Raw genomic sequence first — 15,439 nt, 5'->3', positions numbered from 1 at the left:
TCCACAATTTAAATAACTTTTGGTTCGCTTTATGGAAAATAGTATTCTCTCAACAGGCCTTTCAACGACATTATCTACACAAAGAACAGATAATTCAGCTAATCAGCCACCAGCGCCATCATCAGTGAATGACTCACTCGCGAACGCCTCAACAGGCGCTGCTGAGAGAAACCGTGATCTACCCGCCACCAGCCAAATTCCAGACATTAACAATCCATCCGAGACGCGCACAAATCGTGTAAACAATACGGAAGAACAGACAGACCCAGCAGTTCAGCAACAACAGATAGAAAACTTTCTGGCTGAACAAACCGGCGCTGATCCAGCATTATTCCAAGGTATCGACATCCAAACAGCACTGGACCTACAAGAGAGCTTGCGCAATCGCCCAGAGCAGACAGAGCAAGCCTCAGTCTCATTAGCTCAACAAAATGCAGAACAACCCGTTGATTCTAACGAGCAACAAGCACAAGAGCTGCAACAGCGCTTACAAAGCCGACTCGCGGAACAGATCGCAAACGATCCTGGTACAGAGTTCCCCCAATTAATAGAAACCGTTGCTTAAACCTTATAAGTTAACGAAACGGTCTATTTGGTTCAGTTTTTTTCTATTAGATCGAAACTTTCCACTTCCAATACACTCCAATCAGCATCTAACAGCATTTAACGGGTCAGGAAGCTCTTAATGAAAATAGCACCAACCTCTATTTATCACTCCCTTCGCTTTCAAATTACCCTTGTTATCGTTCTGTTAATCGGCGTATTGCTTATTAATACTCTGTTTTCATTTTATAGTGAGAATCAGCGTCGCCATGATTACGACACATTGCAAAGCTCCGGTACAACGCAGCAGCTTTTTAGCTCGCTGATTACTCGCAGCAGCCAATATGCAGAAGCGGCTCCTAGAGACTGGGAGACATACTTCCGCGATTTAGGGATGTATGGACAAGATTTAAATAACATCATCTTAAAATTAGATAACACACTGTTAACGCTAACAGACCTGCCCGATCTCCAACAACAATGGAAAATCTACTCCCAAGAAATACACACTGTTCGAGGGGATCTAGCTGAACCTAAATTAGAAGCGGTTGCACACTGGGTCGTCGCCCATCAAGAAGAGATTAATGCATTATCTGATCAGATAGATAAGCGCATTAAAACGATGTTAGACCAACAGCTAAAAACACAAAGTCAGATTAATATTGCACTGCTTGCCCTCTCTTTACTGGTGGGTTTATCTGCGCTGTTTGCACTTAACCAATTCTTTAGTCGCCCCTTACAAAGCATACTGTCTCGCTTACAACACTTAGCCCAAGGAAAAACCGCTGCAGATGATGCAATCACAAGCAGGAATGAGATGGGGACGATCTATTCCGCTATAAATGATTTAGCCTTCAATCTTGATACTACCTTCAACCTGACACGTAGCGTTAACCAAGCAACCAGTGTTGATAGTGCCCTATGCTTTGTTTATCGAGAGTATCAGCAACGTCTGCCAATCGATGCCCTGTGCTTAATACGCGATAGTAACGATAGCCAGTCTTTACTGCTGGAAAGAGTTCACAGCGATCAGCAACTCACACTGCAAGAAAATAGCCGTTACTCTAAACTCCATTGTGAACTGTGTAGTATGATTACACTGTCTGAACCTCTTCTTTGGCAAGAAGATCAAGACTGGGATGGGAAACACTCAGAGCTCGCTACATATCTACACAATGCGGGGATCAACTCAGCGCTATTTTTCCCATTTAATAATCAAAGCGGTTCGGTTTTACTCTTTGCCAGCATAAAACCATCCGCGTTTGATGAAAAACATCTGCAACTATTAAAAAACGCGGGTGGGCAACTCCAACACGCATTTGAGAAAACAGAATTAGTTGAAAGCCTCGTTATATCGGCTATTAGCGGCCTATCAAAACTGGCCGAAAGTCGAGATCCGGAAACTGGCGACCATCTCGCACGCATGTCTCAATACTCTATGATTCTCGCCGAAGAGCTTAGCCATAACAGCCCTTACCAAGATCTGATTGATAACCGCTACATACGCGACATTCTCCGCTTCTCGCCGATGCATGACATTGGAAAAGTAGGGGTCGCCGATAGCATTCTACTTAAACCCGGTCGATTAACCGGTGAAGAACGTCGAGATATGGAGTTTCACCCCGCTATTGGCGGTGAAGTATTAAAACGTTGCGAAGAACAACTTAATGCCAGTGGCCATAGTATGTTCACCACCGGTATCGAAATTGCTGAAGGACATCATGAAAAATGGGATGGCAGTGGTTATCCACACGGTTGGAAAGAGAAGGAGATCCCCCTTTCAGCACGTATTGTTGCCGTTGCCGATGTGTTTGATGCTTTAACATCAAAACGCCCTTATAAAGAAGCTTGGCCGGTCGAAAAGGCACTTAAACTCTTTGATGAAGAATCAGGCAAGTACTTTGATCCTGAGATCATTAAAGCTTTTCATCGCGCCCTACCGAAAATTTTAGAGGTCTATGAACGCCTAAAACATGTGTGAAAACCACAGAACCCCTCTGTGGTTTTACTCTCTAGCTATAGATTAAATATCAGCCGCTAATCGGGTACCTTGATCAATCGCCCGTTTAGCATCCAGTTCAGATGCCACATCCGCACCACCAATCAAGTGAACAGCTACATTTTTAATCTGTTCAACCAATTCACGGCGAGGCTCCTGCCCTGCACAGACAATCACATTATCAACAGCAAGAGTTTGCGGTTCACCATTAACAAGAAGATGCAGACCCTCATCATCAATTTTCAGGTATTCACAGTTATTTAGCATATTAACGCCTTTCTTAGCTAAATCTGCGCGATGAATCCAACCGGTTGTTTTACCAAGCTGCGCACCCACTTTAGATTTTTTACGCTGTAAGAGATAAACCTCTCTAGCGGCCGGTTCAAAAACTGGGGTTATCTTTTCTACACCGCCACGGGCATCCATCGTCATATCTACGCCCCACTCCTGCATAAACGCGGGGATATTTAAACTCGTAGATTCACCCTGATGAATCAGATACTCAGAAATATCAAACCCAATACCGCCAGCACCAATCACCGCAACCTTTTGCCCAACCTCAGCACCCGACATCACATCAAGATAGTTCAATACTTTTCGGTGCTCTATCCCCTCAATATCAGGTGTACGAGGGGAGATCCCTGTTGCCAGCACAACCTCATCAAATCCTTGCTCCTCAAGCATTTCAGCGTTAACAAAGGTATTCAATTTCAACTCAACACCGGTCAGTTCAACCTGTTTAGAGAAGTATCTCAATGTTTCATAAAATTCCTCTTTGCCCGGAATCCGCTTAGCTATATTAAATTGGCCACCTATTTCAGAAGCTGCATCAAACAGGGTTACTTGATGGCCTCGCTTAGCCGCCGTTGTAGAAAATGCTAAACCAGCAGGACCTGCACCCACCACCGCTATTTTCTTACTATGGGTCGCCGGTGCGATCAACAATTCAGTCTCATGGCACGCCCGAGGGTTGACTAAGCAACTCGTTAATTTGCCAGCAAAAATATGATCCAAACAAGCTTGGTTACAACCGATACAGGTATTGATCTGATCTGCCTGATTCTGTTCAGCTTTACGTACAAAATCGGGATCCGCTAAAAATGGCCGTGCCATAGACACCATATCCGCATCACCACGGGCTAAAACCGATTCAGCAACGTCGGGCATATTGATACGGTTGGACGTAATCACAGGCGCACTCAGTGCAGCACGCACTTTAGCTGAAGCCCATGTAAAAGCAGCTCGAGGCACTTTAGTCGCAATGGTAGGAATACGCGCCTCATGCCAACCTATACCTGTATTAATAATAGTTGCACCGGCATCTTCAACTGCTTTTCCTAACTGCACAATCTCATCAAAACTACTGCCCCCTTCCACAAGATCTAACATCGATAGGCGGTAGATAATAATAAAATCACTGCCTACCGCTTCGCGTACACGACGCACGACCTCTAACGGAAAACGAATTCTATGCTCATAATCGCCACCCCAACTATCCTCACGTTTATTGGTGCGACTCACGATAAACTGATTTAATAGGTAACCTTCAGAGCCCATAATCTCAACGCCATCATAACCGGCCTCTTGAGCAAGGGTGGCACATCGAACAAAATCTTTAATCTGTTTTTCAATATCCTCTTCTGATAACTCTTTCGGCGGAAAAGGATTGATAGGTGCCTGCAATGCAGAAGGCGCAACAGGCTGAGGGTTATAAGCATAACGACCTGTATGTAATATCTGCATACAAATCTTACCGCCTTCATCATGAACAGCCTCAGTAACAATTTTATGATTGCCGACATCTTCAGCATTCGCCATTTGAGCAGCATGTCCATGTACTGCCCCCTCTTTATTAGGCCCAATACCGCCCGTCACAATCAAGGCAACACCTCCGCGGGCACGCTCTGCATAAAAGGCCGCCATGCGCTGGAAACCATTAGGGGCCTCTTCTAAGCCCAAGTGCATGGAACCCATCAGAATTCTATTTTTTAACGTGGTAAAACCTAAATCTAACGGCTGAAATAGGTGAGGATATTGGGTATTGCTCATGACTAAACTCTCGTCTTATATATTTTATTATTGTTAGGCTTTCTGCAGTGGTGGTGTAATCTTTCTTAGGGGCTCAAACTCAGGCGGCTTGCCCGACATTTTTGCGCTAAAGGTTTGCATCATATCCGCTGGCTGAAACATACCTGCTTGCCATGTAGCCATATAACTTAAACTATCGGCCAAACTATGATCACGGGCGTAGTTGATCATCTGCTTACAACCGGTAACAGCTAGTGGAGAGCGTAACGCAATCTCTTCAGCAATCCTGTTAACTCCTTCTAACATCCTCTTCCCATCAGGATAAACACAATTGACCAATCCAGAAATGTGAGCTTCGTCAGCTTTCATTTTTCTTGCGGTATAAGCCAGTTCTCGGGCTAAACCGGGTGCGATTAGCTGAGGCAGACGTTGTAATGTACCTAAATCTGCCGTCATCCCTAATTCAGTCTCTTTAATCGTAAAAAACGCATCCTCTGTGCAATAACGCATATCGGCAGCACAAACGAGGTCGAGTGCCCCCCCTATGCAGCCCCCTTGGATGGCGCATAACACAGGGATTCGAATCTCTTCCAATACAGAAAAACACTGCTGCAGCTGAGTCACCAAACGTCTCATCGCTTCAGCTCTACGACCCGCTTCGCCATTAAACATCTGCGGATCAGGCTGGGTAAAAACCTCTAGATCCATTCCCGCACAAAAATGTTTGCCTGTAGACGAAATAATCAGAACTCGGGCTTCACCTTCAGCATCTAATGCCTGAACAGCCTGAGGAAACTCCGACCAAAATGCTCGGTTCATGGAGTTATATGCATCCGGCCTATTAAGCGTTATCTGTGCTATATGATTCTCAACACTCAACGTGAAGGTTTCGTAACTCATGGGATATCCATTTCTGTTTAATTAAACGGTTTATTACCTGATTACACTCACATTAAAAGCATAATCTAGACACTGTCTAGTTCACTAAGATAGTAATCAATTTTGACACTGTCAAGATTGATTGATAAATTGCCCCCCATGACTGAGACAAAAAAGCCCTATCACCACGGTGATTTAAGAGAGAAATTATTAAGCGCCGCTACAATTCTAATCGCAGATGGCGGTGTAGATAATTTATCTATTCGCAAATTAGCGGATAAAGTGGGCGTATCCAGAACAGCCCCCTATCATCACTTTAAAGATAAAAACGAGTTGCTCTGCGCTATAGCTGAACAAGGGTTTTATCAGCAAGATCAAATCGTTAGAGCTATATCAACACAAAAAACAGATTTACCTGCCGCTGAACTTTTTGAAGAGTATGTGCTCACCTACATACGTTTTGCGAATGAAAACAGTGAAACCTACGACTTGATGTATGGACGCGATATATGGAAAGCAGGACGACCAACAAAATCATTAAAAGCGATCTCAAAAAACTGTTTTAAACTCTGGCTAGAATGGATCACCGTTCTGCAAACAGAAGGAGTTTTCGAATCAAACCATCCTCCTTTGCGAATAGCTCAATCAAGTTGGGCTGCTTTACACGGATTATGTCGACTCTTTAATGACGGCGTGTACATCAACCAAGATGATGTAGATGAAATCGCCAAAACAACAGTAGAGATACTGATAAAAAAAACCAGCTAATCATATACAGATAGACATAATGACACAGATTCAATTTAGTCACGCCAATGGTTTCCCCGGTAGTAGCTACAATTATCTATTTAGCTTACTCCCCGACTACCTCATCAATTATGTTGAAAAGATGGGACATGGCGACTATCCGCTTGATAATGATCTGAAAAATTACGCAGCAGAACTTATTGCAGATATTGAAAAAAATCATAAGGAAGCGGTCGTAGGTATGGGCCATTCTGCAGGTGCGATTGTGACACTCATTGCAGCCTCACTACGTCCTGATCTTTTCAAACATGTTATTTTACTGGACCCTGTTCTTTTCAGTAAACGTAAACGCTATGCGTTAAAACTAGCAAAAAAACTGGGTTTTATCGATAAGATAACCCCCGCAGCACGCGCCAAAAAACGCCGAACCTACTTTAAAGACAGGCCCGCCGCAAAGCTGTATTTTAGCAATAAAGCACTGTTTAAAAAGTTTCACCCACGCTGCTTTGATGACTATATTGAATACGGCTTAGTCGATACAGATCAAGGTGTAGAGCTAAATATATCCCCTGAAGTAGAAGCTGACATTTTCCGTAATGTACTACTTGATGCACCTAAATCTTTAAGACAGGTCAAAGGCACTGTTATTTATGGCGCCAACAGTGACCTTTTCGAAAAAAGCGATCGAAAATGGTGGCAACGGAAATTTCCCAATATGGCGCTAATCAGTTTTGAAGGAGGGCACCTTTTCCCATTTGAAGACCCAGAAGGAACAGCCAACCTATTAAATAAGGTATTAAAGGATCAGTGCTGTTAAGGTTATTTTTCGCCCTAAAACAGCGAACAAGCCCAGCCATACACGCAGGCTGCCTAACGTAAAGATCCCCGCTGGAATTAAATCAGTCATTATTCGCAGTTACGATTCAGTACATGGCTTAGGCGAGAAAGAGTTCCGAGTAGAACTCCCCTAGAACAACCTCAATAGCGTATAATTATCTGAAAACGATAATTCTGATCGCTTATGTCTGAACAAAAAACATTCTTCTCTACTGCTGATGTTGCTATTGTTGCGGAAAAGATTCGTGACGCAAGCCATGAATATGAAGCCCTATTTACGCACTTAGGCACGCAGATCTATTCGGTCATTGAACCGCTTGAAAACCCATCAGATAAAGTGGACCTCACCCTACAATATATTGCTGACGCCGAAATCGCTTTTGAAAAAAGCTTCCCTACTAATCAGACGATCGCTTGCCAGAAAGGCTGCCATCACTGCTGCTACTTCCCTATTCAAACATCACAGCAAGTAGTCGATGATATTGTCGATTATATTCATCACCACTTTAGCGACGATAAGATTCAACAACTAAAAGCCAAACTCATAGACGATATAGCATCACGGCAACCACCCCTATACCGCGCGGCTTGTCCTTTTCTTGATGAAAATAATGCATGTTCTATCTATTCAAAACGTCCCTTGGCCTGTCGCTGGTTTAGCTCACCCGATGCCCAGAACTGCGAAAAATCCGTCAAAGATGGCCGAAATATTGATCAACATCCGGTGAAATCTCGTATTTATCAAGCCGCAAATACCTCCCTATTGGCTGATCAGAAAAGATTAACCGATTCAGATCAACAGCTTGCATTCATTCCCGCCATTTTGGCGGCTTTATAATTTTTGCGCCCTGATCCCCATGACGGACCGCTCTCTTTACACTACACTGCCCTATATATTTTGATTTAACACTCGCTGTTCAAAGGATGCGCAGATTATGCAGTTTCAGGACTACCTTACTATTTTGTCCAAACGCGACGGATCAGACCTCTATCTCACCACTGGAGCTCCACCTTGTGCAAAGTTCGAAGGCAAGCTGACACCGCTAAGTAAAGAAGCTTATAAACCGGGTGAAGTTGAACTGATCGCTCGCGAACTAATGGATGAGCAACAACAAGCTGTTTTTGAAGACGAGTTAGAGATGAACTTAGCCTACTCCATTCCTAAAGTGGGCCGTTTTCGTATCAATATTTTCCGCCAGCGAAACCAATACTCCATTGTTGCCCGAAATATTAAAACCGACATTCCAAAAATGAGTGACTTAGGGCTGCCTAATGTTCTTAAAGATATCATTATGGAAAAACGTGGGCTGGTATTATTTGTTGGTGCTACAGGTTCAGGTAAATCTACATCTTTAGCCGCCTTGATAGACCACCGCAACCGTAACAGTGGCGGCCATATCATTACCATTGAAGACCCTATAGAGTTTGTTCACAACCATAGAAAATCGTTGATCAACCAACGCGAAGTGGGTGTAGACACACGTAATTTTCACAGTGCCCTGAAGAACGCACTCAGACAAGCACCGGATGTTATCTTAATCGGTGAGATTCGCGACCAAGAGACGATGGAACAGTGTTTAACTTATGCTGAAACCGGCCATTTAGCTATATCAACACTGCATGCTAACAATGCTAACCAAGCGATAGATCGTATTATTAACTTCTTCCCTCAAGCGCGTCATAAACAGATATTTCACGACTTAGCGCTTAACCTTAAAGCCATTATTTCCCAGCGCCTCATCCCCACAAAAGAGGGGAAACGCTGTGCCGCAATTGAAGTGATGTTAGGCACATCAACGATCCAAGAACTGATTATGAAGGGTGATATCAAAGAGATTAAAGAGGTGATGTCCTCATCCTCTGAAGCTACAGGGATGCAAACCTTTGATGATTCACTTTATAAGCTTTATAAACAAGAGATAATCACCGAAGAACAGGCCCTGCTCAACTCCGACTCAGCAAACGATATGCGTTTAAAAATGAACCTTGCTGTTGAGGAAGGTGATGATGAAAAAGAAGACACACCACAAGACGAAACATTTGACGAAGAGAATCCGCTCGCAGGAATAAGACTGCTAGATGAGGGCGAAGAGGTCTAAAGTAACAACGAAAAAAGCCCCATCCAATGGATGGGGCAAACAAAGCTATAGAGCAGGGTTGAAAATATACGAATGTAGTCTGAGCCTATAAACGCTCAATTACTGTTGAGATACCTTGTCCCATACCTATACACATAGTCGCTAAGCCTAATGTGCCATCTTGTTGCTCAAGCACATTCATTAAGGTATTAGTGATACGCGTACCAGAACAACCTAACGGATGCCCTAACGCAATCGCGCCGCCTTTAAGGTTTACTTTCTCTTCCATCTTATCGAGTAGTTTCAACCCTTTAAGAACGGACAAACCTTGCGCCGCAAACGCTTCGTTCAACTCAACATAATCAATATCATCAATGGTAAGACCAGCACGCTTCAAGGCTTTCTGTGTTGCCGGTACGGGGCCATAACCCATAATTGAAGGATCACAACCGGCTACGGCCATACTAACAATACGTGCCCGCGGTTTAAGTCCTAAGGCTTCAGCTTTAGCGGCTGACATCACCAACATCGCTGATGCGCCATCAGAGAAAGCCGAGGAGGTACCCGCAGTCACTGTACCCACTTTAGGTACAAAGACAGGTTTAAGCGCTGCCAACGTTTCTACTGTCGTTTCTGGGCGAATAACTTCATCAGCCTCAAGTAGAGATTTAAAGCCATTCTCATCATGTCCTTCGACGGCCACAATCTCGCTATCCCACATACCATCAAGATGAGCTTGATGGGCTAAACGGTGTGAACGCGCCGCAAATTCATCTTGCATCTCGCGGCTAATACCGTTCATTTTACCCAGCATCTCTGCTGTAACGCCCATCATCATTGCCGCTTTGGCAACTTGCTTAGACATTTGAGGGTTAATATCCACGCCGTGCATAATAGAGACATGCCCCATATGCTCTACACCACCAGCAATAAAGACATCGCCATTACCGGTCATAATGTTCTGAGCAACCGCATGCAACGCCGCCATAGAGGAACCACATAGACGGTTGATCGTTTGCCCTGCAACGGTATGGGGAATACCCGCTAATACCGCCGCGTTACGCGCAATATTAAAACCTTGTTCTTTTGTTTGGTTAACACAACCCCACATCACATCTTCGATATCAGCCGGATTTAATGCATCGTTACGCTCAAGAAGTGCCGTCATCATCGCTGCAGATAATGCTTCTGCACGTACATTACGGAAAGATCCATTTTTTGACTTACCCATTGGGGTACGCACACCGTCAACGATGACTACGTCATTTGGTTTCAAGTTCATTGTCTTACCCCTTAACCTTTAACTTCAGAAAAGTATTTATCGCCAGCGGCGGCCATCTGTTTCATTTTTTCAGTCGGCTGATACAGCGGACCTAAGGCTTCATATTTTTTAGCCATCTCACAGAAACCGGCTAAGCCGATCTGATCAAGGTAATGAAGCGCGCCACCTCGGAAAGGAGGGAAACCTATACCATAAACAAGTCCCATATCAGCTTCTGCTGGGCTTGCCACTATGCCATCTTCCAAACAACGAACCGTTTCAATACAAAGCGGAATCATCATACGTTCAACGATCTCTTCATCACTAAACTCGCGTGTTTCAGAGCTAATACCCGCTAAAAGCGCCGGCACTTCATCATCTACTAACTTCTTAGGCTTACCTTTTCTATCGAGTTCATAGCGATAGAAACCTTTGTTATTTTTCTGGCCAAAACGTTCCAGCTTAAACATGCGATCAATCGCATTTTCACCTTCATGCTGCATACGATCTGGGAAGCCTGCCGCCATAACCGCATCGGCATGATGGGCCGTATCTATACCCACAACATCTAACAGATAAGCAGGGCCCATTGGCCAACCAAAACGCTCCATCACCCGATCTACTTGTTGGAAATCTGCACCATCAGAAATTAAAGCGCTGAAACCACCAAAGTATGGGAAAAGAATACGGTTAACTAAGAAGCCTGGGCAGTCATTAACAACAATAGGGGTTTTACCCATCGCTTTTGCATAAGCGACTGTGCGTGCCACTGCCTCTTCCGAGGTTTTCTCTCCACGGATAACCTCAACTAAAGGCATCAAATGAACAGGGTTAAAGAAGTGCATACCGCAGAAGTTCTCAGGCTTTTTCAACGCAGTAGCTAGATCAGTAATAGAGATCGTTGAGGTATTAGAGGTCAATACCGCACCTTCAGGTAGATGACCTTCCACTTCAGCCAAAACCGCTTTTTTTACATTTGGATTTTCTACAACCGCTTCAACTACAAGATCTACGTTAGAGAAATCACCGTAATTCAAGGTTGGTCTAATGCTGTTAAGCACTTGAGCCATTTTAGTGGTGTCCATACGGCCACGAGTGACTTGCTTATTCAGCAGTTTAGTCGCTTCATCTAGACCTAACTGCAAAGCAGCCTCATTGATATCTTTCATCAAAATAGGCGTGCCTTTAGAGGCCGATTGATAAGCAACACCACCACCCATAATACCAGCGCCTAGCACCGCTGCCTGTTTCACCGGCTCGGCTTTGCTTTCAAAACCTTTGCTGACTTTCTTGATATATTGGTCTTTCATAAATAGACCAACAAGCGCCGCACATACTTCCGTTTGAGCAACTTTGACAAAGCCTTTAGCTTCTATTTCTATGGCTTTATCTCGTGGAAGGTTGGCATGCTTTTGAATCGTTTTTAGTACCGCCATTGGCGCTGGGTAGTGCGGACCAGCCTTAGCACCAATCACACCTTTAGCCGACTCAAATGCCATCATCTGTTCAATTTGATTTAACTTGATAGGATTGATTTTCTCATCACGTCGCGCTTGATAATCAAATTTTCCAGCAATACAGCCTTTCAATAGATCTAATGCAGCGTCTTTAACCCGTGAAGTTTCAACAACCGCATCTACCGCACCATCAGTTAGCGCCGCCTTAGCGCGTTTTTCACTACCGCCACAGATCCACTCATTAGCATTATCAACACCAATCAAGCGAGGTAAACGAACAGTACCGCCCCAACCTGGATAGATGCCCAATTTAACTTCAGGTAGACCGACCTTAGCCTTGTCGCCCAGTACACGGTAATCGGTGGCTAAACAAAGCTCAAAACCGCCACCTAGAGCTAAACCATTGATCGCCGCAACCGTAGGAACGGACAGGTCCTCAATCTGATTGAATAAACCGTGAATATCTAACAAACCTTGAACCAACTCATCTTCATCGGATGAGAAAAAGCCCATAAATTCCGTGATATCAGCACCGACAATAAAACTATCTTTGGCACTGGAGAAAATCACGCCACGTAGGCCATCAACACCTGAAAGTGTATCAATTGCCGTGCGTAATTCAGCTAATGTACTCTGATCGAGTTTGTTGATTGAATCGCCTTGACGATCAAACACTAGATCGTAGATTCCGTCTTCAATCGACTTTACTTGAATCGCTTGCCCTTCGAAAAGCATCTAAGTTGCTCCGTATTTTTTATTATTAAGCCCTGCGGTTTACGCCAGAGCTGTTTAAAATTAAGTAAAAGCGTTAAAGCTTGCCTTCAAGTTCAGGCACTGCCTCAAACAGATCAGCCACAAGGCCATAATCTGCCACCTGAAAAATAGGTGCTTCTTCATCTTTATTGATAGCGACAATAATTTTTGAATCTTTCATACCCGCTAAATGCTGAATAGCACCAGAGATACCGACAGCGATATATAGATCCGGCGCAACCATTTTTCCGGTCTGACCCACCTGCATATCATTAGGTACAAAGCCTGCATCCACCGCTGCTCGCGAGGCACCAACTGCAGCGCCTAACTTATCCGCTACCTTATTAAGTAACTCAAAGTTTTCGCCATTACCCATACCACGACCACCGGAAATAACGATCGAAGCGGCAGTTAACTCTGGGCGTTCACTCTCAGCAATCTCTTCATTAACAAAACGAGAGGTTCCTGCATCACAAACGTCTGATAAGTTCACAACCTCTGCGCTACCACCCGCCCCTTCAACAGGGTCAAATGCGGTACCACGAACCGTCATCACTTTAATTGCATCCGCAGACTTAACCGTTGCTATCGCATTACCCGCATAGATTGGACGCTTAAATGTATCCGCTGACTCAATCGCCATAACATCTGAAAGCTGATTAACATCCAGCAACGCAGCCACACGCGGCAGCACGTTCTTAGCTGTTGTTGTGGACGCCCCTAAAATATGGCTATAACTCGCCGCTAAACCCTGCACCAACTTACTCACATTCTCCGCAAGCTGATGCTCATAGGCGTCATTATCAGCCACTAATACCTGTGCAACAGCCGGAATTTGAGCAGCTGCATCCGCAACAGACTGACAACCACTACCCGCAACAAGAAGATGAATATCTCCACCAATCGCTTGCGCAGCACTTAGCGTATTCAGTGTGACTGGCTTTAATTCATTATTATCATGTTCTGCAATGACTAGAATGGTCATAACATTCACCCCTATATCACTTTTGCTTCGTTGCGTAATTTTTCCACCAGCTCATCAACTGAACTCACCTTGATACCCGCTTGACGCTCTGCCGGCGGCTCAACACTTAAAAGTGTTAAATTGCTCGATACAGCAACACCTAACTCATCAGGGGTCAGTAGATCTAAAGGCTTGCGCTTAGCTTTCATAATATTAGGCAGGGAGGCATAACGGGGTTCATTAAGACGAAGATCCGTGGTTACAATCGCAGGCATCTGTAATTCAACCGTTTGCAGACCACCATCGATCTCGCGTGTTACCTGTACTTTGTCACCATCCACGGCAACCTTAGACGCAAAGGTTCCCTGCGGACGATCCAGCAATGCTGCCAGCATTTGGCCCGTTTGGTTATTATCAGAGTCAATCGCTTGCTTGCCCAAAATAACCATACCAGGCGCTTCTTTTTCCACGACCTTCGCTAACAATTTAGCAACGGACAAAGAATCTGGCGCATCCTCAGTATCAACACGAATACCACGGTCAGCACCTAAAGCTAATGCGGTACGAATCTGTTCTTCGCAGCTTTTACTACCAATAGAGACAACAACAACTTCGTCAGCCACGCCGGCTTCTTTTAAACGAACGGCTTCTTCTATAGCTATTTCACAGAAAGGATTTAAAGCCATTTTGACATTAGCTAGATCAACATCGCTATTATCGGCTTTAACACGTACTTTGACGTTGTAGTCAATTACACGTTTTACGGCAACCAGTACTTTCATAACCGCCTCTTCTCATTGTTATTCGGCTTTCAGGGCTTTTTAAAAAATGCGCCCTGTAAAGGTTTAGGTATAGCTAAATACTAGTACCTATGCCGAATTCAACAATAACAAAAAGCAGCGACTTCACTGACAAAAATTACCATTAGGCATCAAAAGCCCATTAAACAAGCCTTACAGAGGAGATGTTTTGCAAACAAATACGATCACAAATAACTTACAAACTGTCATTTAAGGGCATAAAGGCTGACGCACCTAAACCTAACCCTATAAATCGCTTGGGGTTAAAAAATTACCTTTTCGTGCAAAGCTATTGTTTCTCTACAATATCTGTATGGATATACAATATATTTTTAGCCTTACACTATTTATGCTGGTTTACAGCGCTTCTTATCCAAAATGATGCTTGTATTGCAGCCATGCTTAAGTTAAAAATAGTTATAAATCAGACAGATGGATGTCTGGCATGGGTAGATACACGGACCCCCGTATATACAAATGTTATGTGTACTCATTGATACTCGGCGTGTTACGGGCGACTTGAACTTTCTCTAAAAAGGAATAAGCATCCTCAAGTAAGTCTGTTGGAAAATTCATACTTTTATTAAAGTCAATTCTAGCTGTAAGCGTTTCGAACATGTTGAATTTATTATTCATTTTAGCATCCGCTTCCGGCGTTCCAGTTGTGTCGATTACACTCCCATCACTATTAACCTTTAGAAGTGGCGGGGGGAGGAATGCTGAGCTTAAATCACCCTCGCCAGCTTTCATTAAGGCGCTGGCAAGAGCCATTGACTCGTTGTAGTTCATATTCTTTGGGTCAAATGTTTCGGCAAGTTCACGAGCTAGCGGTTGGTTGGGTTGTGTGTTGCCAGTCATCGTTGTTTGGGGCGGCATATTGTTGCCGCTTTTTTGTGTTGGTGTTATAGCTGAAGTCGCTATTGCACTTCCAATTTGCATGGTTAGCCCCTAGTATCATTAGTTAAAAATTAAGTGCTGCAAGGTGTATGCCATTAAACTAGTGAAACCAAACACATAATCGGGTAGCCGAGGGTCTCTAACCCTCAGCCCCCACAACACCCTGCATGCGGATCCGCACAGGGCGTTTCACTGA

At 44.1% G+C, this 15,439-nt stretch carries 13 protein-coding genes; 6 read left to right on the top strand and 7 right to left on the bottom strand.

From position 1 onward, the window contains the following. Positions 1-31: 31 nt before the first annotated feature. A complete protein-coding gene (locus A3774_RS07660) occupies positions 32-565 on the top strand; it encodes a hypothetical protein (RefSeq protein ID WP_067865735.1) in 534 nt (177 codons plus the stop codon). A gap of 120 nt (positions 566-685) precedes the next feature. Beyond that, positions 686-2,524 (top strand): HD domain-containing phosphohydrolase, encoded by a 1,839-nt coding sequence (locus tag A3774_RS07655; protein WP_067865730.1) that lies wholly within the window; start codon positions 686-688, stop codon positions 2,522-2,524. Between the two features lie 42 nt (positions 2,525-2,566). Here the strand turns inward: A3774_RS07655 and A3774_RS07650 are convergent, their stop codons facing one another. After that, positions 2,567-4,591 carry an NADPH-dependent 2,4-dienoyl-CoA reductase gene (locus A3774_RS07650; protein WP_067865727.1) on the bottom strand — a complete coding sequence of 675 codons (2,025 nt, stop codon included), beginning with the start codon at positions 4,589-4,591 and terminating at the stop codon, positions 2,567-2,569. A gap of 33 nt (positions 4,592-4,624) precedes the next feature. Next, positions 4,625-5,470, bottom strand: a complete 846-nt coding sequence (locus tag A3774_RS07645) for a crotonase/enoyl-CoA hydratase family protein (RefSeq protein WP_067865724.1) — start codon at positions 5,468-5,470, stop codon at positions 4,625-4,627. Positions 5,471-5,608: 138 nt separating this feature from the next. Here A3774_RS07645 and A3774_RS07640 point away from each other — a divergent pair, with 138 nt between their 5' ends. From A3774_RS07640 to A3774_RS07625, 4 genes are all read left to right on the top strand, one after another. Beyond that, positions 5,609-6,217 carry a TetR/AcrR family transcriptional regulator gene (locus A3774_RS07640; RefSeq protein ID WP_067865722.1) on the top strand — a complete coding sequence of 203 codons (609 nt, stop codon included), beginning with the start codon at positions 5,609-5,611 and terminating at the stop codon, positions 6,215-6,217. Positions 6,218-6,236: 19 nt separating this feature from the next. Then, positions 6,237-7,013, top strand: coding sequence for an alpha/beta fold hydrolase (locus A3774_RS07635; RefSeq protein WP_067865719.1), 777 nt, complete (start codon positions 6,237-6,239; stop codon positions 7,011-7,013). Between the two features lie 204 nt (positions 7,014-7,217). After that, complete coding sequence (locus tag A3774_RS07630; protein ID WP_067865716.1) at positions 7,218-7,871, top strand: YkgJ family cysteine cluster protein; 654 nt, start codon at positions 7,218-7,220, stop codon at positions 7,869-7,871. A gap of 97 nt (positions 7,872-7,968) precedes the next feature. Next, complete coding sequence (locus A3774_RS07625) at positions 7,969-9,132, top strand: PilT/PilU family type 4a pilus ATPase (RefSeq protein WP_067865714.1); 1,164 nt, start codon at positions 7,969-7,971, stop codon at positions 9,130-9,132. An 85-nt stretch (positions 9,133-9,217) separates the two neighbouring features. On the opposite strand, the gene fadA is transcribed toward A3774_RS07625, so the two are convergent. The 5 genes from fadA to A3774_RS07600 all read right to left on the bottom strand — a co-directional run bounded on the left by fadA (position 9,218) and on the right by A3774_RS07600 (position 15,285). Further along, positions 9,218-10,393, bottom strand: a complete 1,176-nt coding sequence (gene fadA, locus A3774_RS07620) for an acetyl-CoA C-acyltransferase FadA (protein WP_067865711.1) — start codon at positions 10,391-10,393, stop codon at positions 9,218-9,220. 11 nt (positions 10,394-10,404) lie between these two features. Continuing rightward, a complete protein-coding gene (fadB, locus tag A3774_RS07615) occupies positions 10,405-12,564 on the bottom strand; it encodes a fatty acid oxidation complex subunit alpha FadB (RefSeq protein ID WP_067865708.1) in 2,160 nt (719 codons plus the stop codon). 73 nt (positions 12,565-12,637) lie between these two features. Then, positions 12,638-13,567, bottom strand: a complete 930-nt coding sequence (locus tag A3774_RS07610; protein ID WP_067865706.1) for an electron transfer flavoprotein subunit alpha/FixB family protein — start codon at positions 13,565-13,567, stop codon at positions 12,638-12,640. A gap of 11 nt (positions 13,568-13,578) precedes the next feature. Continuing rightward, positions 13,579-14,328: an electron transfer flavoprotein subunit beta/FixA family protein gene (locus A3774_RS07605; protein ID WP_067865703.1), complete on the bottom strand. Its 750-nt coding sequence runs from the start codon at positions 14,326-14,328 to the stop codon at positions 13,579-13,581. A 498-nt stretch (positions 14,329-14,826) separates the two neighbouring features. Beyond that, a complete protein-coding gene (locus tag A3774_RS07600; RefSeq protein ID WP_067865700.1) occupies positions 14,827-15,285 on the bottom strand; it encodes a hypothetical protein in 459 nt (152 codons plus the stop codon). Positions 15,286-15,439: the final 154 nt, after the last annotated feature.

Source organism: Neptuniibacter marinus, from assembly GCF_001597725.1.
GTDB lineage: Bacteria > Pseudomonadota > Gammaproteobacteria > Pseudomonadales > Balneatricaceae > Neptuniibacter > Neptuniibacter marinus.
The sequence above is the reverse complement of the archived record's forward strand: the minus strand, read 5'-3'. Positions and strand labels throughout refer to the sequence as shown.